Here is a 25,369-nt window from a genome sequence, read left to right as displayed (position 1 = left end):
CCATTTTAATACTGACATGAAAAAGCCAGAAGTTAGACCCTTGTTCCCTCCCCCCCTAGCCCCCCGTGCACGGGGGGTTTGGGGGGGCTGTTCCGGTGTTCCCTTTTGATCATGAATTTTAAACACAACTCAAATAGGATTGCTATAGTTGAAAACTGTCACCTAAATAATACTGCCGCACGAGGGGATTATTATAGAGTTCTTCAGCAGTTCCCGATGCAAAAATTTGTCCATCTCGCATAATATAAGCTCGGTCTGTAATAGCTAAAGTTTCCCTAACATTATGATCCGTAATCAAAATTCCCATATTTCGAGTGCGTAACTGAGCGACAATTTCTTGAATTTCAGAAACTGCAATCGGGTCAACACCAGCAAAGGGTTCATCTAAGAGTAAAAACTGAGGTAATTCTAACCCCGCCGCTAAAGCCCTGGCCAGTTCCGTCCGTCGTCGTTCTCCCCCAGAAACCTGATAACCTAAAGTTGATGCTACTTTTTCTAAGCGAAATTCCCTTAGTAAAGTATGCAGACGTTTTTGCCACAAATGACGCGGAACATGGGTTTGTTGCAACACCAATAAAATATTATCCTTGACAGTCAGATGTCGAAAAATACTCGCCTGTTGCGTTAGATAACCAATTCCTAACCGGGCGCGTTGATGAATCGGTAAATGGGTAATATCAATTTCATTCAGATAAACATTCCCTTGGGTCGGTTTTTCTAGTCCCGTAGCAATATAAAAGGTTGTAGTTTTACCAGCACCATTTGGCCCCAATAATCCCACAATTTCCCCTTGACAAACCGATAAATTAACCCGACTAACAACGGTACGTTTCCGGTAGGATTTGTGAATATTCTCCAGCACTATTTTCATAACCAGATTTGTTAGAAATTATTTAAGGATTACGCGGTGCTGAAGGCGCGCTTAATGGGTTTTTAAAAGCAGGTTTAGGATTAAAAGGTTCAACTGTTGCGTTTTTCGGGCTGGCACTCTCATCGGGTACTAAATACATAGATTCGACCTGTCCTCCCCCTTGCGGTAAGGCGATAAACCGTCCTTCATCAATTAAATAGGTGACGGTTTCCCCGCGAATTGTATTCCCTTCTTGCAAAACAAATACATTTCCACTGAGAATAATTCGACGTTCTCGACTAAAATATTGGGCTTGGGCTGCGGTGGCCTGAATACTGCGGGCGGGATAGTTAATTTGAACATTGCCCCTAGCGGTGACAATTCCCGTTTGAGCATCGGCTTCTTGAATATCGGAGCGCACGGTCATCGCCCTCCCGACGGCGTTTTTGGCTGCTGGGGGGGCTTGGGCATAACTAGCCGCAGAACTGACTACACTATCTGTAAGGAAACTACTAACTAGGGCAATGGGTAACAGGAGTGTCAACCCCAAGGGAAGGGTGATTGAATTTAACAGTTTGGCAATCAGCATTATGATGTTGGAAACTCTAAAATGTTGACTGGGCGGTGCAATTGAGTCGTAGACATTGAAATTGACACCTTATAGTCGGTGTGTCCATTGTACTCTATCCGCTTCATGACACTTACTCAAACCTACTCAAATACTTAAAATGCTGAATATATAGCAAAAGGCAATATAGATCGCCCTTAAACCAACTCTACATCACACGCACTCTATTAATGCCAAATCTACGAGGGTGATCGCTCTTTTTCAAGGTAAATAACTCAAGGTAAATAAGATGACAGGCCCACACAAAACTGGACAGTATCTACTGATTAGAAATATTTATGATTTGATTCATAGAATCTTCTAAATGTTTTAATAAAGTATCGACATCTTTTCCAACTTGTTGAAAACATTCTGGGGGAGTAGGATTAGATTCAAAATAAATTAATCTGACATGATCAAAACCAATTCCAATGATTAATACCTCTTTTTCCGGTTGATACCCGTCTACAATTCCGACAATTTCTTTTAAGCGATTTTCAACATTTTGATTCAGTTGTTCAATAGTTGATTTCGGACAGGCGACAAAGTGGGGGGCAGGTTTGAGATCAATTCCGAGGGTATTGGGTTCTTCTCCCCATTGTAGGTGTAAACCCCAAGTTAAGGCGGCGAATTCCTGACGGTTATCTTTCACAAACCGATCCAACTGACTTTGCCAACTTTGCTGTCCTAAACCGGGTTGAGTGCTATCAGGTTTAATCATTTTTCGACGACTGTTTTTCACTGAGATCCTATTTTAACCCATTATGGGTCAATTCTATCAAATTCTATAGATCTAAGTCGATCTACTGATCAAAACTAGAATAACTGTAATAAAAGTCATGAATTTACTCAGTATTTTCAATGAGTACAGGATGTAATCAATAACTGAGTATCCTTAAAAATACGGTATTTTTTAAATTTGATGTATATTAAATTACTTTTATAAATCAATAATTTGGATAAAAAAATCTAAATTTGAGAAACTTTTTGCCTCAATAAATCGTCTTCGCTGTTTAGTGCATTAATTTCAGGATCAGGGTTTAAACAGCTTTTAAATCTACTAAATTTTTAATCAGATTAAATTAAATATTTTCCTGATTAATTGAAAATATCCTGAAAAATAGTATAGCTATTGCGAGTCTTTGCGAGGAAAATTAGATTATGAGTCTCGACACTTTTGATTCTGGAAATTTGTTTTTCAGTCCGACCCAAATTATTCCTAATCCTCAAAGCTTATCTTTTGGTTTAGGGGTTAATCTTCCCATGGGTAGAAGTTTTACAAATATTACTCCGACTGAAACTAATTTTATTCCTACCAATAATTCTGATTTAATTATTGGTACTGCATTTCAGGATAATATTTTTGCTCTGGGGGGAAATGATACTATTTATGGTTTAGAAGGGAATGATATTTTAGGAGGAAACCAACAAGCTGATCTAATTTTTGGTAATCTAGGAAATGATAGTATTTATGCTGGTCAAGATGACGATACTTTAGCGGGAGGTCAAGATGATGATCTGATTTTTGGTGATGTAGGAAATGATTTTATTTTGGGCGATCGCGGTGCAGATACATTATTTGGAAATCAGAATAACGATATTATTTATGGGGGAAAAGAGGATGATTTAGTCGCCGGAGGTGAAGGAGATGATCAATTATTTGGTGATTTTGGGGATGATATTCTCCATGGAGATTTTGGTGCTGATACGGTAACGGGTGGAGATGGTAATGATCTATTTTATATTGGCAAAACGATGGGAGAATTTGCTATTAATGATGCTGATATTATCACAGATTTTACTTTAAATCAAGATACTATTGGATTATTAGCAGATCTGACATTCTTGGCTTTAAATATTACTCAAGGTACTGGAGAATATGCTAATGATACGATTATTCAGGATAAAAATTCTAGTGAATATTTAGCAATTCTCAAAAATGTAAATAGTAATAGTCTCAATTCTGATAATTTTGTTTTTGACGGTTTTGATCCAACACCCGATCCAACCTCTGTACCGACTCCAATACCAACACCCGATCCCACACCAATACCAACCTCTGTACCGACTCCAATACCAACACCCGATCCCACACCAGTTCCAACACCCGATCCGACACCAGTTCCAACACCCGATCCGACACCAGTTCCAACACCAGTACCGACTCCAATACCAACTCCAATACCAACTCCAATACCAACCTCTGTACCGACACCAGTTCCAACACCAGTACCTCTTAGTGTTTTAGGGTTTAGTTCTGCTAATTTTAGTGTTAATGAAAATGGCACACTTATTAACACTATTACCATTAATAGAACGGGAGAAAGTAGTGGTTTAGTGACGGCACAAATCACCCCAACGGATGGAACTGCAACGGCAATTTTAGATTATACTAATACTCCCGTAACTGTGACTTTTGCAGATGGAGATATTACTCCAAAAACTGTAATAATTCCGGTCATTGATGATACGATATTTGAACCGACGGAAACCGTTAATTTAGCATTAACTATTACCGCCGGAACTGCAACGGTCGGAACTCAAAACACAGCTATATTGCAAATTGTTGATAATGATCCGAGTGATAATCTCCTGTTAAATAGTGCAACCTATTTAGGAACTACTGGAAATGATAGTGGTGCATCGGTTGAAATTTCCCCGGTTGATAATAATATTATTATTGCTGGTAATTTTAACGGTGTGGGAGCAATTCAACGATTACAAAATGGCAATACTGCCTCCTTATCCAATACACCATTAGGCGGTATTGTTAATGATTTAGATGTGGATCGAGATAGTGGGGAAATTGTAGCAGTTGGGGATTTTGGAATTAAGGTTTATAACCCTACAGCTAATACAGTTTTATGGTCACAACCGGGAACTTTTAATCGAGTTGCGATCGCCAATGATGGTACAGTTGCCACTTTAAATAATAGTACCGATACTATTATTTTATGGAATGGAACCGGAACTCAATTAACTAGCACAACCTTAACCGGAACCAATGTCAATCCCGCGGATATCACTATTGATCCTACCACAAAACAAGTCTTTGTTACCGGGTATAATCAAGTTACCAGTCTTTTACAAACTCCTTTCTTACGAGGGTTTGATTCTGCCTTGAATTCCTTATGGAAAACTTGGGATTTCAGTGCAACGGAAGTCACCGGACAAAACTTAAGGGCAGATACCCGGGGAGAACGTATTACTATTGGTAAAGATGGCGGACTTTATTTATTAGGAAAAACCGATGGAGGAAATAACGTTTTTCAACGCAATGGTCAAAACATTACTCAAACTTTAGCAACCTTAGTTAATGTGGATTCTTTTAATAATTTCTCTGGCGCTGGTGCAGGATCTTTCACATTTCACGCCAAAATTAATCCTAATACTGGAATAGTTGATCAGGGTCAATTTATTGTCACCCGCACTAGCACTGGGGCGAATAGTTTTACTCCCAATTCGATTACGGCTGACGAATTTGGTAATATATATATAGGAGGATCTTCGGCTTTCCAATTACAAAATCGTCCTGGTAAAACGATTAATAGTCAACCCGTTGGTGCTTATACCTTGGGAGAAATGGCAGTATTAGGATTATCTGCAGATTATACTATCAGAAAATTCTGGACTCCGTTAACCCAAACTGGTGACGTAGATGGTGCTAAAGGCAGTGTGAATGGTTTTGCAGTTGCGAAGGGTCAAGCGGTGATTTTGGGAACAGTAACCCAACCATCTGTTACAATAACAACTAACGCGATTAATCCTAATCCATTAGGAGGAAATGATGCTTATTTAGCCACTTGGTCGGTTTAGGAAATCATTGATCACTCGCTAGGTTTCTAACCGTTATCTTTGATTGAGAAACCTAGTTTCTTAGATCTGCGTCGATCAGTTTAAATACCCTCTGATGATGCGCTAGAAGCGCAACAACGGGTTTTTTGGTATAACCTGTAAATTATCCCTGCACTTATTATGTTAAAACGTTTGACAATTGCCAGATCTTTGCGCCGTCGTTGGTTATATCCGGTTATTTCAATAACTCTTAGCCTGAGTATTGTATTGAGTTCGACGGTCGCAACTTTGGCAATTCCTTTACCAGAATTAATTTTTAGAGGAATTCAAGTCATCCAATTATCGAATTTATCTGCACGTCAGGAAATTGCGATCGGGGAACAAATTAATCAAGAATTACTCTCAAAACAAGTTAAATTATTTCGTAATCAAGAGGCTCAAAGCTATATTAATCAAATTGGTCAACGTCTAGTCCAAGCCAGCGATCGCCCGAATATTCCCTATACTTTTCAAGTAATTGATGATAGTAGTGTCAATGCTTTTGCTACTATGGGCGGGTTTGTTTATGTTAATACCGGGTTAATTGCCGCTGCTAGTAATGAAGCAGAATTAGCGAGTGTAATGGCCCATGAAATCGGACATATTGCCGGACGTCATGCGATTAAACAAATGCGCCAAGCAGCTGTGGCTGCGGGGGTGGCTACGGCTGTGGGTGCGGATCAGAATAAATTAGTCCAAATTGGGGTGGAATTAGCCTTAAACCGCCCTAAAAGCCGTGAAGCTGAATATGAAGCCGATCGCATGGGTTTAGCTACCCTAGCCCGGGCGGGTTATGCTCCACGAGGCGCCGTTGATTTTATGGCTAAACTGTTAAAAAGTGGTTCTCCGCCAACAATTCTCAGCACTCACCCGGCTACAGGCGATCGGATTTCCGCCATGCAAAGACTTATTGATCCGAGTCAGGTTAATTCAGGTGATGGATTAGATAGCAATTCCTATCGCGCTACCGTTGAACGAATTTTATCTTAATTTCAACGAATTAATCGAAACTTTACGCGCCTTGAATCGAAGTTCAGGGCGCTTTTGATTGCTATGGATAGACAAAATTCAATCAATATGTTAAGTTAACCTATCAAGTATAGTCAGTCAGCCTAATCCACTCTTTTTTAATGAGTTAGGAGCGGGGGAACCATCTTTAGGGGCTTATCTTCGATTGTTTGTGATTGTCGAGAAGGACATCTCTCAGTCCTAGCCCGTCAGCTAACCCCGTCGGCTGTGAGAGAAGACTGTTGATCGGCAAAGTTTTTACCATTGCCCTCACCGGAATTCTAAGTACATCAGACTCTGTTATTAATACTCAATCCTTGAGGGTTGAATACGAGAATCAAACCCACTTGCAAAGGTGTGTGAGGGTCATGGAAATGGCTAGTTTTTTTGGTTTGCTAATTTTCGGTAATCACAGATATTATATATAACCCATCCTAAAATTCAACGAATGCGGGGATTAACAAACATTAATCTACCCTTGAATTTTGTATTATTCCCATTTGATGCTGACTATGAACCCTGCGATTTTAGTTCTCCTGCAAGTTTTAATCGTGATTGGATTATCCCGATTAATGGGATTATTCTGTCGTCAAATTAAACAACCATTAGTGATTGGAGAAATTATTGCTGGAATTATGTTGGGGCCATCATTATTAGGGTTAATTGCTCCTAATGTGATGACGGCTTTATTTCCTGCCGAAACTTTGCCCTACTTGAATATTTTATCACAAATTGGACTGATTTTCTTCATGTTTTTAATTGGGTTGGAACTAAACCCTAAATATTTAAGTGGGCAACTAGAAAAGGCAGTTTTAATTTCTCATGTTAGTATTGTAGTTCCCTTTGCATTAGGAATTTCGACCGCATTAATTCTATATCCAATTGTTTCTAATAATGGCGTTTCCTTCACAGCATTTGCTTTATTTTTAGGTTCGGCTTTATCAATTACCGCTTTTCCAGTTTTAGCCCGAATTATAACAGAAAATAATTTACAAGTAACTCGTTTAGGAACGTTGGCTTTAACTTGCGCCGCCGTTGATGATGTGACTGCATGGTGTTTATTAGCCTTAGCGATCGCCGTTACCCGAACTAACAGTATATCGGGGGCATTTCCCACAATTATTGCCTCAATTCTGTATATTATTTTAATGGCAACCGCCGGACGGTGGTTATTAAGAAAACTCTCGATCCATTATCAACGCACAGGGCGACTTACCCAATGGGTTTTAGCTTGGATTTATATGGGAGTGGTGGCTTCTGCATTAATTACCGAATTGATCGGAATTCACTTGATTTTTGGAGCCTTTTTAGTATTAGAAAAATCTAAAGATAATCTGGATAAAATTGTATTAAGTGGCAAATTCAAAGAGCCAGAAATGATCTTATCAGGAATTTCAAATCCGTTATTATTTTGTTCATCATATCTATCCCCAGATCCCAATCAATTAACACTCACAGGAGAATTTAAAGAAAAAATATTTATGGGTAAAATACAGGATAAAACCTTATCAAAGCCGATCAATTTTACCGCAAAAATAAACTCTGTTTCCTCCTCAAAAAAACCAATTCATTAATCACTAAAAATTAGTGCTATTTTGGCAAATATGTGATACCATTAAAACAATTAATTAATTTTCGGGTATTTGTTTGTTTTCAACTCCTATTATCAATAGAAACCATGGATTCTTTTATTGCTGGAATTATTTTTGTTGGGGCGATTATTTCAATCATGGGGGAATGGTTACACCTCACTATTGCAGCGTTTTTAGGGGCTCTCCTCCTGATTTTTTTCCATGTAATGACTTTAACCGAGGCTGTTAATTATATCAGTCGAAGTTATGCAACTTTAGCTTTATTTTTTGGCGTGATGGTTTTAGTTCGTGCCTTTGAACCGACTAAAATTTTTGATTATTTAGCCGTTAAAATGATTTTGATGGCTAAGGGAGAAGGGAAAAGGTTATTGTTAGGAATAGTAGCGTTAACCACTCCCATTTGTGCCGTATTACCCAACGCTACAACCGTGATGTTATTAGCGCCTTTAATTCCTCCTATTGCTCAGGATATAGGGATTGATTTTGTCCCCTTATTAATTTTAATGGTATTCATTGCTAATAGTTCAGGATTATTAACCTTAGTAGGAGATCCTGCCACATTTATTGTCGGAGATGCGATTAATATTAGCTTTGTTGAATACCTACAACGCTTGAGTATAGGGGGAGCATTGGCGGTGGTGAGTGTAGTGATTTTATTACCAATTTTATTCCGTAAAACCTGGAATACAAAATTTGAACATTTAGAAGATTTACCCCATCCTAAAATTAATCATCCTCGGATTCTAGCACTGGGAAGTTTAATTATGGTCTTTGTTTTAACTTTTTTTGTAATTGGAGAAACCTTACCCGTTCCTATTTCTCCGGCGGCGGTGGCTTTATTAGGGGCAGCTTTAGCCTTAATGTTAGCTCATCATAGTAAAATTGATACCGTTAATAATATTTTGCGGGATTTAGACTGGAGTACCTTAATTTTCTTTATGTCAATTTTTGTTTTAATTGGAGGACTAGAAAAAACTGGAGTGATTAGCAATTTATCGGGACTTCTAGCGGTGATTTTAGGAAAAAATATCGCTCTAGGTTCAATTTTATTATTAGTAACAGTAGGGATTATTTCTAGTGTTGTGCCTAATATTCCCTTAGTTGTGGCGATGGTTCCCCTATTAAAACAATATTTAGTTAATGTGGGATTTGTCGGTGCAGAAGTGCTTGACCCGGCTTTTAACGGACAGTTTCCCCCGGAAGTATTACCGCTATTTTATGCAATGATGTTTGGGGCAACCTTGGGCGGAAATGGCACATTGGTGGGAGCTTCTTCTAATATTGTCGCCGCCGGAATTTCCGAACTACATGGGCGCACTATTTCCTTTAAAACCTTTCTTCATTATGGGATTCCAGTCATGGCTGTGCAAATATTCGTGGCGATGTTATATGTTACCTTTGCCTTCCTAATTTAAACCGGGGTGATAACAGAAATTTCTTCTTTTATCCAATCTAAAACCGCATAAACTTCTACGGGCTTTTGGCGACCTTTGACTTTAATTTCACCTAAACTTTTAAGAACAATACCATGATGTTCTGCAATAGCGTTAGCAGTTAATTCATTAATTAAAATGGTATATTCAGGATATTCCTTAGTTAAGGTTTCCAAACGCGCCGCCACATTTACTGCATCTCCAATTACCGTATATAATATGCGAATATCGGTAAATAAAACCGAGACCCAACATTATTACAAACCCCAATAAAATCTTATTATTTTTTTTGATTGTTCCCATGTATTGATCTTCTGGAATTACTGTTCCGATGAACCAATGTAATTGATTAACCGCCAATAGATGTTATCCGTTTGTTCTTTATAAAGCGCGATATTAGAGTCAATTCCATGGGTATTGGTAGAGCGATAAACATAGACAGTCCAAGCCGCTTGACCTAGGGTTTTCAGTGCATCTCGATACCAAGGACAACCAGGGGTATACCAATTCGGTTCTTCAATTTGGGTGGTTTTAATTAATTGCAGTTTTTGGCCGATTAATTCATACTGATCTGTTGTTTTAATCGCTAATTTTCTTTCTTCATCCCATTGACGAAAATGCAGTTTAAACGTATTTTGCTTTTCAAAAGCTGTTGTCACCCGTTGAGCGCCGACATAATCCCCATGAGGATAGGCAATATGACTGAAATCCGGTAATTTATTAAACCGAGGTGTTCCGGTGGGAAAGTTTAAAAGTAGATGCTTTATCTGCAAAATGTCAGAAATTATGCCCAATTCCAAATAAATATGTAGAATTTTCCTGACGCAGTTATGAATTTTTATAAGAATAGCACAACCAGAGTATAATAGGAATTAGAGTTTGGAAAATAATATGTCAATTCCCCCTAGTAGGAAGCAGACATTCATAAAATTGATCGGGATTATTTTTTGTATAGCAACCATTGTAGCTATCCTGGTGACAAGGGCAGATTTTGCTATTTCAACCAGCAATATCTTATCGAAGGAAACAACAGCAAAAACTGCTGAAACCCAGGCAATATCTGTGACTTTTCAATCTAATCTCGATCAACCATTACCCACTCCTAACAGTCAGGGAAATCAAGTCATCGACTTACAAACTCAATTGAAAAAACGAGGATATTACCCTGGTGCATTAGATGGAGTTTATGGAGAAGGGACACAAGAGGCTGTTTATAATTTGCAGGTCAGTATGGGCTTAGAGGCAACGGGAACAGTTGATCCTCAAACTTGGCAATACCTCCAGCCCAATGATAGCACTAGGGCTGAGGCTACTTCCACCATCGGGTTAACTACTTCCTCTGTTGGTTTGTCCCCCGACCTGCAAACGATTGTAGATCGAAATCAGCTAATTGTTGCTATTTTAGGAATTGATAGTCCTCCATTTTTTGTCAAAAATAAACATGGTAATTTAATCGGGTTAGATATTAAAATAGCCCAAGATTTAGCCACGGCTTTAGGTGTTTCTCTCAAAATTGATCGCACGGCTAAAACCTTTAATGATGTCGTGGATATTGTCAATTCTCAAAAAGCCGATTTAGGGATTTCTAAACTAAGTCAGACTTTGGCCAGAGCCAAAATGGTTTCTTTTTCCCGTCCCTATTTAACCTTAAGGCATGGTCTATTAATCAATCGTTTACAATTAGCAAAAGCGTCAAAAGGGAAAGATATGGTTGATTTTTTAAAGAATTTTGAAGGAAAAATTGGAGTGATTCAAGGATCATCCTATGTGGGATTTACCAAAGAGAAATTTCCCCAAGCTAAAATTGTTGAATTTACGACTTGGGAGGATGTAATTAAAGCCGCAATCAATGGTGATGTTTTAGCAGCTTATCGGGATGAATTGGAAGTAAAAAAAATTATTCTGAATCAACCTAATATAGCATTAAATTTTAAAACGGTTGCCCTCTCAGATAGTTACGATCCGATTGCAATTGCCCTTCCTTGGTCAAGTGGGCATCTTTTACAATTTGTTAATCTCTACCTAGACTTGAACAAAATCAACTATACCGTTGATAGTCTCATCGAAGAATATTCTCATATCTTTGGAAAAACCGGACAACCCAAACCACAATAAATATTATCCTGAAAATGCTGAAAAAATATTTTAATTTTGCTCAATTATTCAAAATATTGCGTCATCCCTTGGCGATTGTTCCAGGAATTGTATTAGGGCTATATTTTGGCATATTCCAAAAAGAAATAGCCACTTTTTTAACGCCCTTTGGCAATTTGTATTTAGCCTTATTAAAAATGTGTGTTTTGCCGATATTATTCTCGGCGACAACCATGAGTGTTGGGCGGTTAATTAGTAGTCAAGACACTGAGAAATATATCAAACGCATTCTGCTGGTTTTTTCTCTTGGACTATTAGCCTCTAGCGTCATCGGTATGACCATAGCTGTCGTGACTAATCCAGGGGGAAATTTAGATGAATCAACTTTAACAGCTTTAGGGGTAATTGTTAATTCATCAGAACTAGATTTAGAAGTTTCTTTGAGCAGTGATAACCCTAAACCAGAAGAAACTTCTATGTTAATCTCTTTTTTATTCAACTTAGTTCCTGACAATATTTTTTCAGCTTTGAGCGATGGTAATACCCTAAAAATTTTGTTTTTTTCAATTATTTTTGGCATCGCTTTAGGGTCGGTAAAAGAATCATCATCTTCTAGCTTTTTTCAGCTTCTTGATACTATTTATAAAAGTTCAAAACAATTAATTGATTGGCTGATTCTGCTCTTACCTTTTGGCTTATTTTGTCTATTAGCCAGCCAAATTGCTAAAACCGGGTTTGGCATTGTTCTGGCTATGGGTGATTTTGTGGGAGTGGTGATTCTTGCCTATGCCTTAATCTATTGTCTCAGTACCTTAGTGGTTGCTAAACAAGCTAAGACTTCCTTCAAAAATGTCTGTATAGCTTTAAAAGAACCGACCATATTAGCCCTAGCAACCCGAAGTAGTTTTTCCTGTTTACCCTCCTCTATTTCCTCCTTAACTGAAATCTTAAAATTTGATCTGCAAACGGTTGATTTAGTCACTCCCTTAGCGATTACAATTTGTCGATTTGGTTCCGTTACCTATTTTGCAATATCTTCGGTTTTTATTGCCCAGTTGTATAATACATCCTTAAATTTATCGAGTTTTTTAATTATTATTATTGCCTCGATTTTTGCGGGGATGGCAACGTCAGGGACAACGGGGGTTTTAACCCTAACTCTATTAGATTTAGTTCTAAAACCCTTGGGATTACCCTTGGAAGCGGTGTTAGTCCTGTTAATTGCCATTGACCCGATTATTGACCCTTTCCGAACTTTATGTATTGTTCATACTGCGATCGCATCAACCTCGGTTATTGCCGATCCTAGAATTTTAGTTGAATATCCAGTAATAGATCAAGGAGAAATGGTCTAAATTGCAGAATATCCCCAAGCTAAATCTAAAGTAATTTCGGCCATGATTTTCATCGGATCAACCCAAATCAAAGGCAGATCTGTTAAATAATCAAAACCTACAGAAAGTTCCGTACATCCAGCAATCACTAATTCTGCTCCTTGATCTGCTAACCAATAAGTCGCATTAACTAAGATTTCTAAAGCCGGGGCAGAAACTTGAATTCCTGTGGCTTTAATGCCCCAAATCGGATGATAAATGGCATTCATAATCTGGTTTTGGACTTCAGAATTTAAGGCAGGTTGAATAGAATTTAGTCCCAATGCTGTTAGACTGTGGTGATAAAGTTGGGTTTTGAGTGTTCCTGTTGTTGCTAAAACCCCAATATTTTGATATTGCGGATAATGGGTTTTAATGAATAGACTTGTAGACTGCATCCAATGAATCCAAGGAATATTTAATTGAGGTTGAACTTGATCATAAAAAGCATGGGAGGTATTACAAGGAATGACTAAAAAATCAGCCCCGGCGGTTTGTAAAATTTTGCCATACTTAACTAACCAGGGGGTGCAACTTTCCACCTCTCCAATAATACTTTGAGTCCGATTCGGAATATCCGTAGCATTAACTAAAAACCAAACGGGATGATCTTGATCACAACAGGCTCCTCGCGCTTGATTTATAGCAATTAAGTGACGCTCTAATTCAATATGAGCTAAAGGCCCCAACCCCCCAATAATTCCCGGAATAGCTTGTTGTTTCATTAGCTGTTTCATGGATTAAATACTTGTATTTTATGATCAAATCTAACCTGAATAGAATTAAACCGGAAAAATACAAAATTTGTAACTTCTTAAAAACCCAAAAACCCTCCGATCCAACAGCAAGAGGATTGATAGAATTGATGGCTAAATCCCTCACTAAGATTGACGTGGAAGTTAAGGTTAATTTTCCCAGAACATTAATTATTTTCAGCGATCGCTTTTGTTAAATCAATAATTACATCATACCGAAAATCATCGGCTAATTGAGTTAATAATTTACCAATCGACTCTTGAGAAAGTGGAATCTTTTTAACCGCTTCAGCAACTAACCTAGAGTTAAGTTTTAATCCGGCTTGATATAACTCTTGAACAATCGGTTTTGCCAATAATTCTAACACCTCTGGAGTTAATTCTGCAAGCTGGTTTAATTCTAAGGTCGAGGTTTTTAAATCCTCTAAATTTTCTTCATAAATAAAACTAATTCCTAAATGTTCAGAAAGTTTTTCAAATAACAAATCAACTCGAAAGGGTTTTCTAATAAAATCATCACATCCCGCCGATAAAGACACTAATTGATCCTGTTGTAAAGCACTAGCAGTTAAGGCAATAATCACCGTAGATTGACCTGCTTGTAAATGCTGTTTAATCCTTTGGGTTGCTTCATAGCCATTCATAATCGGCATTCGCATATCCATAAAAATTAAATCTGGTTGCCAATTATCCCAAATTGTAACGGCTTCTTGACCATTTTCTGCTTCTTTTAATTGAAATCCCAAGGGTTTTAAAACCTTAATCACTAACTGTCTATTTGTCCAATTATCATCAACTACTAAAATCCGATAGTTAGGTTGATTGGGGGCTAAATTGATGACTCGTCGGGTCAATTCTTCAGAACGAATATCGGAAAAAATAGCTAAATTAGCTTGAATATAAAATTGAAATATTGTGCCTTTTCCGACTTGACTATTGACGGTTATTTCTCCTCCCATTAATTGCACAAACTGTTTACTAATAGATAGACCTAATCCAGTTCCTTGTTCAGATTTTCGGCCTGTTTCAGTCTGGATAAACGGTTGGAATAGTAATTCTAATTCTTCTGCTGAAATTCCCGATCCAGTATCTTCAATTTCAAAGCCGAGTAAAATTTGATTTGGGGATATCTGATTATTTAAGGGTTTAACTTTTAAAGTAATAGACCCTTTTTTGGTAAATTTAATTGAATTTCCTAATAGATTAATTAATACCTGTCGCAATTTACTTTCATCAGTTTCAATATATTCAGCCATACCCAAATCGGAAATAATATTAAACTCTAAACCTTTAGATTTGGCTTTAAATGCTAACATATCTTTAATCGAATCAAGAAGACGCGGTAAATCAAACTTACTGGGATTTAATACAATTTGTCCCGCTTCAATTTTAGACATCTCTAAAACATCATTAATTAAATTCAACAGATGTTCACCACTGCGACCAATAATGTCTAAATGCTCTTGATGTTCGGCTAACAATACCAAAGGATTTCGCTTTAAATCTCGTTCTATTAGTTGCGTAAATCCTAGAATAGCATTCATCGGTGTTCGCAATTCATGACTCATGCGGGCGAGAAATTCACTCTTAGCACGATTTGCGGTTTCCGCCGATTCTTTAGCTTGCTGTAAGGCAATTTCAGCTTGTTTGCGATCGCAAATATCCCGAACAATTGCACAACCGTATTCTTTATTATTATATTCTAAATAACTGAGCGTAATTTCAACACTAATTTCTTGACCTGTTTTGGTTAAATGAACAGATTCAAAGGTAAAAGAACCCTGTTGTTTTAACTCCTCCCAAGAAATTGGCCAGGCATCATCAAGTGCTTGAACATCAATATCTTTAACCTGCATTTTCAATAATTCTTCTCTGGAATATCCCAAAGCATTACAAGCGGCTTCATTAACATCAAAAAATTGTGCTTTACTATCTGTAAATAAGAAATAATCCCTTGATTTTTCAATAGAAAACTGCGTTAATCTCAATTTTTCATCAATTTCTTTTCGTTCCGTAATATCTTCAATTACCCCCAAAATTCCAATCACATTTCCATCAGAATCCTGCATGGGAATCCGACTAATATCTAACCATAATTGTCGCCCATCAGCAGAAAGTTTTTGTTTGGGTGCAATTAAGTGCATTTCCGCTTGTTTAGATGCCATTACCCGCCGATCTTGGGCGCGAAAAAAGTCTCCAATTTTAGGATCAGAAAATAAATCATGATCGGTTTTTCCCCTCACATATTCTGGACTTTCTAACTTAGCGGCTTCTGCCCAATTTGTATTACACCCTCTAAAGACTAAATTGGTGTCTTTCCAAAACACTTGTTGAGGAATATTATTTAAAATTAAACGTAAATATTCCTCTCGTTCTTTAATATCTTCTTCCGCTAATTTACGTTGGGTAATATTCTGAATTTGAGTCATCACAGAATAAGGTTTCCCCTGAGCATCTAAACGTAAATAACCATTGACAATCGCATAAACCCAATGTCCTTGTTTATGTTGATAACGTTTTTCTAGTTGAAATTGTGATATTTTTTGAGTAATTAACTGATTGAAAGATTCAAAACTAATGTTTTGATCATCAGGATGGGTAATTTGATTAAATTGAAATTCGATTAGTTCAGCTTGAGAATACCCCACAAACTTACAAAAAGAAGAATTGACTTCTAAAAACTTCCCCTCCAAGGAAATTTCTACCATTCCAATCGGAGATAAGTGGAATAAATCTCGCCAATGGGATTGCCTTTCTTGGAGTGCAATTTCCAGTTGCTGACGCGCTTTAATTTCTGCTTCGAGTTGCTGTTGTAATACTTGTGTTTTTGACCCTTTAGAATTTTTCATAATTAATTACCCTGATCTAATTTTGGTAAGGTAAAGTAGAATGTGGTTCCAATTTGCCATTCTGATTCTAACCAAATTCTCCCTTGATGACGTTCAATGATCTTTTTACAAATAGCTAACCCCACCCCAGTTCCTGGATACTCTTGATTGGTGTGAAGACGCTGAAATACTTGAAAAATCCGATCAAAATTTTCTGGTTTAATCCCGATCCCATTATCCTCAACTCTAAATAGCCATTCTTCGGGTTTTTCTTGAACAGAAATTACGATTTTAGGTTGAATATTAGGACTTTGGTATTTAATTCCATTCGCAATTAAGTTCTGAAATAACTGTCCTAATTGAATCCGATCTGCCATTAGTATTGGTAGCTTCTCACAAGTAACAATTGCAAGACTATTTTCAATTATACTATGTAAATCAGCTAAAGATTTTCTTAAAATTTCCTGACAGTCTGTCGGTTCAAAGTTACGTTTTTTGGTTCCGACTCGGCTATATTCTAACAAGTTTTTGATTAGTTCTTGCATTCTAATCCCCTCTTCTAAAATTGGGCTAACATATTCCTCCGCTTCTTGTTCTAAATTGATTTCGGATTTTAAGGCTAATAACAGTTCTGCAAATCCCGTGATTGTTTGTAAAGGTTGCTGTAAATCGTGAGAAACGACATAGGCAAATTCTTCTAAATCTCGATTAGAACGCTTTAACTCTTGATTTAATTGTTCCAGTTTAATATTTTTATTTTGTAGTTGTTGTTGTAAACGGCGAATGGTCAGTTGATTTTCAATTCGAGCAAAAACTTCTTCTACCTGAAAGGGTTTAGTAATATAATCCACACCCCCAACAGTAAAGGCTTTAACTTTATCGAAAACATCATCCAAGGCACTTAAAAAAATTACTGGGATTGCAGCCGTTTCTTCTTGCATTTTTAGGCGTTCACAAACTTCATACCCGTCCATTTCTGGCATTTTAATATCTAATAAAATTAAATCCGGTGGCTCATGTTTTACCGCCATTAATGCTAATTTTCCATTAATAGCACATTGAACCTCGTACCCCTGTTCACTTAAAGTTTTGGATAACAGTCTTAAGTTATCGGGGGTGTCATCAACAATTAAAATATGACCTTGATGATCTGACATAAAGTTTGTACCAAAAATCTAGGTTTAAACCCTCGCCTTTTTAGAGCGGCTTTTCCAGTATAATCTACTCAAATCCAGTTGTGGAAAAAAAGTATTCCAAAGGAGTAGAGGTGTAGGAGGTAGATAGGGGGATTAGGTTAACCCAAAAGTCCCCAAATCCCCCTGTTTGATTTAGGGGGACTGGGAAATCTTTACCTCAGATTCGGTGATTACTGGCCTCCTACACTCTCCACACTCAGGGGAACCATATCGCCTTGAAATGTGAGTCCCAGAAACATTGCTTCTTTGGGTCGGATAATATTGCCTGTTAAAACGCAGCGTTCCTCTTGTTCTGCAATAGCGGAAATATGGGCGCGGATATCTTCTCTGGTCAAGGGGGGTCGATAATCTCCTGATTTTTGCTGGACATAATTCCAAAGGATATCTCGAATCAATGCTTGATAGCCTTTGTTCTTGGCCAGTCCTTTTAATTTTTCTTTGAGATCCCGTTCTAGGCGAATGCTGGTGACTTCCATATCGGTTGTTGAGGTTCGAGGAAGGGTATACATAATTTTTTCTCCTTGAAAAACTAGACGTTTGTGTAATATTAGTGTAGTATAAATAACGTGAGATTAAAACTATCTAAATTAAGGTTTGGCTTTTGCCAACGGTGTTAACTTCTGCTATTGTATTAGGGTCTGTACTCAAAAACCCTATCAATTTTTCTTCCTCAAGACCTAGACTAAACTCCAAATATAGGGTATAATCATTGGTGATTCCCAATTAAGACGCTATATCTAGTATTTGGGAAACTATCGTGCAGAATCTAGGTGTTTGCCCATGTCTCATAATTTAATTCAGGCTGGAGTGATTGTTCCGAGTCAATGGCCTCTAGCCCGTGTCTGGTTGGAAGTTGCTACCTTACTCAGTATCGCACCTCGAAACATTGAGCGCCTGGAATTCTGGCAACACCAAATTTGGGTAAAAATTGAACATAAAAAAGCTGTTTTTATCAGCTATCGTCGCCTACCCCTCTGGAAAGAAACGGGGTTAGATGCGATTAAAAATAGTGGCGATCGCCCTTACTTAGATCAACTAGGGGAAATGCTCAGTTTAGAAGTGAAGCAATACCCAACTCAGTATGACTCCTCCCTCTTAGAAGCATGGCGGTCTGCCTGGGCGCAAAAATCCCAACAATTGAAACTGGAAGCCCAACGTCAAGCTCAAGAAGAAGAACGTCTCAGACCCCTGCGGGAGCGTCAACAAGCAGGTCAACAATGGTACGACGGCTGGAAAACCATTTTGCGTTACTGCAATAGCTTTGATGGCTTAGAACGCTTGGCCCCCGAACTCCAAAAACAAAGCCAAGAATTTATTGACATACCCCAGGGGGAAACCGCCATGGAACTTTGGCATCAACGATGGCAAGAGATCACCCACGCCACTGCCTAGTCTATAGCGCTAGGGAACACCGGAACACCGGAACACCGGAACACCGGAACAGGGAATGGGTAATGGGTTTTGGGTTTGCTGGATTTAGAAGTGTCCTAACTGTAATGCGTAGTGCTATAGTGCATCAGGTGTTCTTTTATTTCTAACCATAACTTCAAAGCCTAATTCCTAATTAATGATGATATCCCCATTAACTATTCCAGAAGCCCAAGCCATTTTAAAGGGCTTTATTTGTACGGATGTAATTTCCCCTATTTCCGATCCAGAAAAGGTGAAGATTCAAGCCGCATTATTATTACTTAACCGTGAATCTGAATATCAAATGATTGGCATTTGTGCTGATGACATGGCGCAGGCTTTAACCGCATTAACTGAGTATTTAAAAGCCTTTGAATATTCAGTTAATGTAAAAGATCATGCCTTAGAACCCATCTCGGAATCGGTCTATTTAAAATTCAATGGTCGCAGTCAAAATTTTTATATTAGTCCCTATTTAGAAAAATATCGTGGGGTGCTAATTTCCTTTCAATCCACCGAAGAAAATGGAATTAATGGAGTATACGGACATTTTCCTTTAGATTTATTTGCTTAAAATTAATAAATTAAGAACAGGGAACAGGGAACAGGCTGCGTCGTGAGCTTGTCGAACGAGAACAGGGAACAGGGAACAGGGAACAGGGAACAGGCTGCGTCGTGAGCTTGTCGAACGAGAACAGGGAACAGAAATATTACCCATTACCCATTACCCATTACCCATTACCCATTACCTATTTAGGTTAAACTACAACACCAGGAGTTGGTGGTGGTGGTTGAGGTGGTGCGGGTTCGGGTGCGGGTTCATTAGAAACACCGCCATAACCATCCATCACATTGTTGTAAAGTTGGATATACTCTTTAGCGGAATTTTCCCAACTAAAGTTTTGACCCATCGCCCGACGTTGCAGTTCTCGCCATTGATCTTTAAACCGGAAAGCTTCGGACGCCCGAACCATTGAGGTATAAAAATCTAAGGGTTCATAGCGATCAAAACAGTATCCCGTACCATGATAATTAATCGGATCATTATAGGATACCGTATCAACTAAACCGCCCGTCCGTCGAACAATCGGAATACAACCATAACGCATCGCCAACATTTGACTAATGCCGCAGGGTTCAAACCGACTTGGCATAATAAAGGCATCACAACCCGCATAAATCCGCCTTGATAGGGCATCATTAAACAATAATTGTGTCGTCATCCGACCTGGATAACGGGAAGCCATGTGCCATAATTGGGTTTCATAATAGCGATCGCCCGTTCCTAAAACAATCAATTGAGAATCGCTATAGGATAAGAATTGATCCATAATTTGTATTACCAGATCAATCCCTTTCTGATCGACTAATCGGGTGACCATCCCCATTAAAAAAGTATTAGAATTAACTTCTAATCCCACTTCTTCTTGAATGGCAACTTTATTGGCGCGGCGATTTTCCAAACTATCAGCCGTAAACCGTTCGGGAATATAAGGGTCAGTCGCCGGGTTATAGGAATTCGTATCAATTCCATTTAAAATTCCCGTCATTTTGCCACTGACAAAGGAAAGTAATCCTTCTAAATTTTCCCCATAAGCTGCGGTTTGAATTTGTTCAGCATAAGTCGGTGAAACCGTTGTTACTCGGTCAGCGGCTTGTACCGCCGCCGCCATGGTGTTGTGACCCTGCATATACCAAGGACACCAAGTAATTCGTTCCAAATACCAACGCCAAGGCCCTTGATATGCTAAATTATGAATAGTGAAGATTGTGGCAATATCCGGTGTTTCTTGCATCCAGACAGGGATCATTCCGGTATGCCAGTCGTGGCAGTGAATGATATGGGGTTTCCAATAATTCCAGGCAAATTCCGCCGCACCACTAGAAAATAAAGTGAACCGCCACTCCTCATCCTCTCCGTAATAAACGCGACGAGGCATAAAAGAGGGATGCCCAAATAAATATAATGGCACATCTGTTTTTGGAAATACCGTTTCAAAGACAGCGAAACGCTGATACATGGCATTTCCCCACCAGATCGGGTCTTTGGGGACTTTGATCTTATCGGCGAGAAAGCCATAATAGGGCATAAAGATGCGAACATCGTGTCCCATTGCCCGCAACACCTGCGGCAATGCACCGACCACATCTCCCATCCCACCTACTTTTGCTAAAGGTGCCGCTTCTGCGGCGACAAATAGAATTCGCATTTTGATTTTGCGTTCCCTTAGTTGCTCCGTAACGTCATCATACCTCTGGTGGGCGTACTATTGAAACGCTTTAATCTAGTTTCGATGAATTAGCGATCTAGGTCAATCGAAAAGGTAATGCCCACTTCAAAATAATTTCAAAATAGTATTGTATGTTGCAATTAGCAGTAAATTTTATCGAAATCAACTGAATTGATGGTGTAGCTAGAGATTCAGTTATCAAGGCCTTTTCGCAGGAGATTCAAAAAATGCTTGATCAACTGCTCAATTCTATTTCATCTTGGAGGGGGTTTTGCCGGGTATTTACCCGACTTTCCCTTCTGAGTACGACTTTAGCCTTAACTATGGTGGGAGGAGGAGGAGTCGCCTCGGCGAACACCGTCTTACTTTCACAAAATCCTGGGAATACTGATTCAGAAACCGCCGTTGTCCAACGTAATTTCCTTAAAGATGGGGTTTACCTCTATGGTCAATCTCCGCAACCGGAACAAATTGGACAATCTTATATGGTGTTTGAAGTCAAGCAAGGTCAAGTAACTGGGGCGTTTTATATGCCGCGCTCGTCCTTTGACTGTTTCACCGGAGTTCCTGAAGGCAATTATCTGAGTTTAAAGATTATTGAAAGTTATACTCAAGAAACCCATTCCTATCAAATTGGTTTGAATAATACTGCTGTTGTAGCGACAACCGGAGGTCAAGTTAGCGAAAATAATCTGGTTTTAGAAGGATTTAATCGTCTTCCTAATGTTAGTGAAAACGATACTCGGATTCTGAATCAATGTAAAGCCGATCTCAATTCAAGGCTTTAGCTGAAACAGCCTCAAGCCTAGGGTTTCTATTTTTCTCGATAAACTCGAATTAATTCTGCACCAATACTAATGGCGATTTCTTCGGGGGTTAACGCCCCAATTTCTAATCCAATGGGAGCATGAATTTTTTCGAGTTGATGGGGAGAAATTCCAGATTCCTGTAAATCTTGGTAAACCCAGTTAATCCGTTTTTGACTCCCAATCATTCCAATATATTGATAGGATAAATCCCAATTTAAAATTACCTTTAAGGCTTCAATATCTTGAATATATCCTCGATTTACCAAGGCAATATATAGGTTTTTATGGGATGTCAATTGTTCTAAAACATTGCTGACACTTTGATTAAAAATCTTGGTAAAAGGAGGAAATCGTTCTGGATTAGTTAACTCAGTACGAGAGTCTTGGATTATAATTTTAAAGCCAATAAAATCAGCTATTTGAGATAACTTTTCTCCAATATGACCCGCGCCTATAATTAATAAAATTGGCGAGGGTTTTAGAGTTTCTATAAAGGTCTGATCAGAGATTGAAATTGGGTTGTTTTTAGTCAGTAAATAGGGAAAAGTTTGATCAAAAGAAGTTACAATAATAACAGATTTTCCTATTTCTAAATTCCGTAAAATTTTTTCCGTTAATGCGATCGCTTTTTCCCCTGACCATCTTTCTAATAAAACCTGCATTAATCCGCCACAAACCCCCTGGGTTTCCCGGTCAGGAGCACCGGATAAATCAATTTCAGCTAATTGCTTTTTTCCGGTTTTTAAAACTTCCCTAGCTTGCTGAATAACTTTAAATTCTCCCGCGCCTCCTCCAATAGTCTCAAAAGTTCGACCATCGGCACAAATGATCATTTTAGCCCCCATTTCTCTAGGGACTGAACCTTTAATCCGGGTGACAGTTGCCACCACCACATCCCCTTGATTTAAAACTTGAATAAGTTGCTGGTAGAATTGAATCATTATAACACGATAAAGGTGATTAATCAATAGAATACTGGATTAATAACTAAGATTAATCACAGATTAAATCATTGATAATTATTAAGTAGATTGTATCTGTTCAATAGCGTTTAAAATCGCTTCTGGGGTAGCAGGAGAAGCTAAAAAAACCGAATCCGTTTTACCAAAAGCTGCAATAGCTTCTTTAATTGCTTCTCTAACAGAAATTGCTAACATAAAAGGAGGTTCTCCCACCGCTTTACTTCCATAAATTACCCCATCCTGTGCCGCCCGTTGTAATAAATGAACCTGAAAATTTTTAGGAACTTCTTTAATCGTCGGAATTTTATAGGTACTGGGGGCAAAAGTTTTTAATTTTCCTAACTCATCCCAAATCAATTCTTCCATGGTTAACCATCCCATTCCCTGCACAAAACCTCCTTCTATTTGTCCAATATCAATTAAAGGATTTAAGGATTCTCCCACATCATGAACAATATCCACTTGACGCAGTTTAAAAGTCCCTGTCAATCCATCTATTTCCACTTCACTTACCGCCGCCCCATAAGCATAATAATAGAAAGGTCTACCCTTGCCTATTTTGGGATCATAATAAATATTAGGAGTCCGATAATAACCCGTTGTTGATAAACTTACCCGTTGATTATAGGCTTGTTTAACCACCTGATTAAATTCTATTTTTTGACTAGGATAAGTTTGACAATAAATCCAATCTTGATCAAAAATTAATTCTTGAGGTTCATCAAGATTTAACAACTTTGCCGCGACTTTTGATAATCTTTTTTTGAGGATTTTACAGGCATTTTTAATCGCTTGACCATTTAAGTCAGAACCACTAGAAGCAGCTGTAGCACAGGTATTGGGGACTTTATCCGTACTCGTAGGCATAATTCTGAATCGTTCAATATTTACCCCTAATGCTTGGGAAGCAACCTGTAACATTTTAGTTTGTAAACCCTGACCCATTTCCGTCCCCCCATGATTAAGTTGAATACTCCCATCTAGGTAAATTAAAATTAAAGCACCCCCTTGATTATATTCGGTTTTAGTAAAGGAAATTCCGAATTTAACTGAGGTAATTGCTAACCCGCGTTTTTGATAATTATTATTTTGATTAAATTGTGCTATTTCTATTTTTCGCTGGGCAAAATTTGATTTTAATTTAACTTCTTCCCAAACCCTTAAAATCCGATTATCAAAAATTTCTTGACCATAATGGGTAGTATTAGTTTCTGCTTCACCGTGATAAAAATTACGTTCTCTGACTAATTCAGCAGGTAATCCCAATTGACGCGCAATTCTATCAATTATTTCTTCAATAATTACCATACCCTGTGGCCCACCAAATCCCCTAAAAGCCGTATTAGAAACTTTATTAGTTTTAACAACTTGACCTCTAATTTCTAAGTTAGGAATATAATAACAATTATCCAAATGAAACATCGCCCGTTGTAAAATAGGAAAGGATAAATCCGCACTCCAACCGCCATCGGAATATAAATCAATATCTAGGGCTAAAAGTTGACCTTCCGAGTTAAATCCTACTTGATATTGACATAAAAAAGGATGTCGTTTTCCGGTGGTAATCATATCTTGATCTCTTTTGAGTCGAACTCGCGCCGGACATCCGGTTTTTTGGGCGGCTAAAGCGGCTATTGCTGCGGTAGGATTAGCTTGGGTTTCTTTGCCTCCAAACGCGCCTCCCATGCGTAAACAAGTGACAACTATTTGATTTCTAGGAATTCCTAAAACCTCGGAAATAATCGCTTGAGTTTCACTAGGATGTTGAGTCGAGGAATAGACTTGATAATTGTCTTCCATATTGGGAATAACCCAACTAACTTGAGTTTCTAAATAAAAATGATCTTGACCTGGAATTTCAATCTCTCCAGTTAAAATAAATTCAGATTTCTGTAAATTATTAGTGATATTTCCCCGACTCATAATATTTTTATCCGCGTGAAAACTATTATTTTTAATTGCGTCTTTAATTGTTAAAATAGGCGTTAATACTTCATAGTCAATTTTTATAGTTTCGGCTGCTTTTTGGGCTGCATTTTCTGTTTCTGCAACTACCCAAACCACAGGTTGACCCCAATAGTTAATTTCATCCGCAGGTAATAGGACTTCATCGTGTTTAATAGTTCCGGTGTTATTATTACCTTTGATATCATTTGCTGTTAAAATAGTAACAAACCCCAGAATATTATCTAAATTTGAACTATCAATTTTTAATAGTTTAGCTTTAGCATAAGGAGATAATACTGGCCATAAATATAACATTCCGTGGGGTAATCTTTGGTCATCGGTATAAATCGCTTTTCCCGTAACATGACCAACGGCGCTTTCATGGGGTTTAGATTTATTATTGTTATTATTGTCTTTCATATTTTTATCCTTAGATTCGT

The 25,369-nt window shown here is 38.1% G+C and carries 22 protein-coding genes and 1 riboswitch; of the genes, 10 read left to right on the top strand and 12 right to left on the bottom strand.

The genetic code is table 11. The features are described 5' to 3' along the window. Positions 1-142: 142 nt before the first annotated feature. From lptB to ccmS, 3 genes are all read right to left on the bottom strand, one after another. Positions 143-871 (bottom strand): LPS export ABC transporter ATP-binding protein, encoded by a 729-nt coding sequence (lptB, locus tag NMG88_RS03680; protein WP_026797738.1) that lies wholly within the window; start codon positions 869-871, stop codon positions 143-145. Positions 872-893: 22 nt separating this feature from the next. Beyond that, positions 894-1,439, bottom strand: coding sequence for an LptA/OstA family protein (locus NMG88_RS03675; protein ID WP_042151930.1), 546 nt, complete (start codon positions 1,437-1,439; stop codon positions 894-896). A 298-nt stretch (positions 1,440-1,737) separates the two neighbouring features. Further along, positions 1,738-2,178, bottom strand: a complete 441-nt coding sequence (gene ccmS, locus NMG88_RS03670) for a beta-carboxysome assembly chaperone CcmS (protein WP_227366309.1) — start codon at positions 2,176-2,178, stop codon at positions 1,738-1,740. A 440-nt stretch (positions 2,179-2,618) separates the two neighbouring features. Here ccmS and NMG88_RS03665 point away from each other — a divergent pair, with 440 nt between their 5' ends. The 4 genes from NMG88_RS03665 (at position 2,619) to NMG88_RS03650 (ending at position 9,306) form a co-directional block, all read left to right on the top strand. Beyond that, positions 2,619-5,273: a Calx-beta domain-containing protein gene (locus NMG88_RS03665; protein WP_254035121.1), complete on the top strand. Its 2,655-nt coding sequence runs from the start codon at positions 2,619-2,621 to the stop codon at positions 5,271-5,273. A gap of 159 nt (positions 5,274-5,432) precedes the next feature. After that, the gene (locus NMG88_RS03660) at positions 5,433-6,281 is read left to right on the top strand and encodes a M48 family metallopeptidase (RefSeq protein WP_026786726.1); all 849 of its coding nucleotides are present in this window, start codon (positions 5,433-5,435) and stop codon (positions 6,279-6,281) included. A gap of 109 nt (positions 6,282-6,390) precedes the next feature. Continuing rightward, a riboswitch (cyclic di-AMP (ydaO/yuaA leader) is annotated at positions 6,391-6,541 on the top strand. Between the two features lie 270 nt (positions 6,542-6,811). Beyond that, positions 6,812-7,873, top strand: a complete 1,062-nt coding sequence (locus NMG88_RS03655; RefSeq protein ID WP_227366311.1) for a cation:proton antiporter — start codon at positions 6,812-6,814, stop codon at positions 7,871-7,873. Between the two features lie 104 nt (positions 7,874-7,977). Beyond that, complete coding sequence (locus tag NMG88_RS03650; RefSeq protein WP_227350095.1) at positions 7,978-9,306, top strand: SLC13 family permease; 1,329 nt, start codon at positions 7,978-7,980, stop codon at positions 9,304-9,306. Here the strand turns inward: NMG88_RS03650 and NMG88_RS03645 are convergent. Continuing rightward, a complete protein-coding gene (locus NMG88_RS03645) occupies positions 9,303-9,512 on the bottom strand; it encodes a hypothetical protein (RefSeq protein ID WP_235750992.1) in 210 nt (69 codons plus the stop codon). The genes NMG88_RS03650 and NMG88_RS03645 overlap by 4 nt on opposite strands. A gap of 132 nt (positions 9,513-9,644) precedes the next feature. Next, positions 9,645-10,097 carry a hypothetical protein gene (locus NMG88_RS03640; RefSeq protein ID WP_227366312.1) on the bottom strand — a complete coding sequence of 151 codons (453 nt, stop codon included), beginning with the start codon at positions 10,095-10,097 and terminating at the stop codon, positions 9,645-9,647. Positions 10,098-10,299: 202 nt separating this feature from the next. Here NMG88_RS03640 and NMG88_RS03635 point away from each other — a divergent pair, with 202 nt between their 5' ends. Both NMG88_RS03635 and NMG88_RS03630 read left to right on the top strand, forming a co-directional pair. After that, positions 10,300-11,439, top strand: coding sequence for a peptidoglycan-binding protein (locus tag NMG88_RS03635; RefSeq protein WP_235765608.1), 1,140 nt, complete (start codon positions 10,300-10,302; stop codon positions 11,437-11,439). Positions 11,440-11,453: 14 nt separating this feature from the next. Next, positions 11,454-12,773, top strand: coding sequence for a dicarboxylate/amino acid:cation symporter (locus tag NMG88_RS03630; RefSeq protein ID WP_254035120.1), 1,320 nt, complete (start codon positions 11,454-11,456; stop codon positions 12,771-12,773). Here NMG88_RS03630 and NMG88_RS03625 read toward each other — a convergent pair. Continuing rightward, complete coding sequence (locus NMG88_RS03625) at positions 12,770-13,528, bottom strand: aspartate/glutamate racemase family protein (RefSeq protein WP_254035119.1); 759 nt, start codon at positions 13,526-13,528, stop codon at positions 12,770-12,772. The two genes, NMG88_RS03630 and NMG88_RS03625, sit on opposite strands and share 4 nt — an antisense overlap. 20 nt (positions 13,529-13,548) lie before the next feature. Here NMG88_RS03625 and NMG88_RS03620 point away from each other — a divergent pair, with 20 nt between their 5' ends. After that, entirely contained in the window at positions 13,549-13,743 is a 195-nt protein-coding gene (locus tag NMG88_RS03620; protein WP_235750989.1) for a hypothetical protein, read from the top strand. On the opposite strand, the gene NMG88_RS03615 is transcribed toward NMG88_RS03620, so the two are convergent. The 3 genes from NMG88_RS03615 to NMG88_RS03605 all read right to left on the bottom strand — a co-directional run bounded on the left by NMG88_RS03615 (position 13,714) and on the right by NMG88_RS03605 (position 18,079). After that, entirely contained in the window at positions 13,714-16,395 is a 2,682-nt protein-coding gene (locus NMG88_RS03615) for a PAS domain S-box protein (protein ID WP_254035118.1), read from the bottom strand. The genes NMG88_RS03620 and NMG88_RS03615 overlap by 30 nt on opposite strands. 2 nt (positions 16,396-16,397) lie before the next feature. After that, a complete protein-coding gene (locus tag NMG88_RS03610) occupies positions 16,398-17,531 on the bottom strand; it encodes a response regulator (protein ID WP_027254717.1) in 1,134 nt (377 codons plus the stop codon). A gap of 209 nt (positions 17,532-17,740) precedes the next feature. Continuing rightward, positions 17,741-18,079: a ribbon-helix-helix domain-containing protein gene (locus NMG88_RS03605; RefSeq protein ID WP_026786734.1), complete on the bottom strand. Its 339-nt coding sequence runs from the start codon at positions 18,077-18,079 to the stop codon at positions 17,741-17,743. 271 nt (positions 18,080-18,350) lie between these two features. On the opposite strand from NMG88_RS03605, the gene NMG88_RS03600 reads away from it, so the two are divergent. After that, entirely contained in the window at positions 18,351-18,962 is a 612-nt protein-coding gene (locus tag NMG88_RS03600; RefSeq protein WP_042151906.1) for a hypothetical protein, read from the top strand. A gap of 175 nt (positions 18,963-19,137) precedes the next feature. Continuing rightward, on the top strand, positions 19,138-19,554 hold the full coding sequence (locus NMG88_RS03595) for a DUF1824 family protein (RefSeq protein WP_042151903.1): 417 nt from the start codon (positions 19,138-19,140) through the stop codon (positions 19,552-19,554). Between the two features lie 184 nt (positions 19,555-19,738). Here NMG88_RS03595 and glgA read toward each other — a convergent pair whose 3' ends face one another. Further along, positions 19,739-21,190 (bottom strand): glycogen synthase GlgA, encoded by a 1,452-nt coding sequence (gene glgA / locus NMG88_RS03590; protein WP_042151900.1) that lies wholly within the window; start codon positions 21,188-21,190, stop codon positions 19,739-19,741. Positions 21,191-21,438: 248 nt separating this feature from the next. On the opposite strand from glgA, the gene NMG88_RS03585 reads away from it, so the two are divergent. Continuing rightward, a complete protein-coding gene (locus NMG88_RS03585; RefSeq protein WP_227350090.1) occupies positions 21,439-21,999 on the top strand; it encodes a hypothetical protein in 561 nt (186 codons plus the stop codon). Between the two features lie 26 nt (positions 22,000-22,025). On the opposite strand, the gene NMG88_RS03580 is transcribed toward NMG88_RS03585, so the two are convergent. Together NMG88_RS03580 and xdhB are read right to left on the bottom strand one after the other, a co-directional pair. After that, on the bottom strand, positions 22,026-22,961 hold the full coding sequence (locus NMG88_RS03580; RefSeq protein WP_235765606.1) for an XdhC family protein: 936 nt from the start codon (positions 22,959-22,961) through the stop codon (positions 22,026-22,028). Between the two features lie 81 nt (positions 22,962-23,042). Further along, positions 23,043-25,349, bottom strand: coding sequence for a xanthine dehydrogenase molybdopterin binding subunit (gene xdhB / locus NMG88_RS03575; protein ID WP_235765605.1), 2,307 nt, complete (start codon positions 25,347-25,349; stop codon positions 23,043-23,045). Positions 25,350-25,369 lie beyond the last annotated feature (20 nt).

This window comes from Planktothrix agardhii (assembly GCF_904830935.1).
GTDB lineage: Bacteria > Cyanobacteriota > Cyanobacteriia > Cyanobacteriales > Microcoleaceae > Planktothrix > Planktothrix agardhii.
The sequence above is the reverse complement of the archived record's forward strand: the minus strand, read 5'-3'. Positions and strand labels throughout refer to the sequence as shown.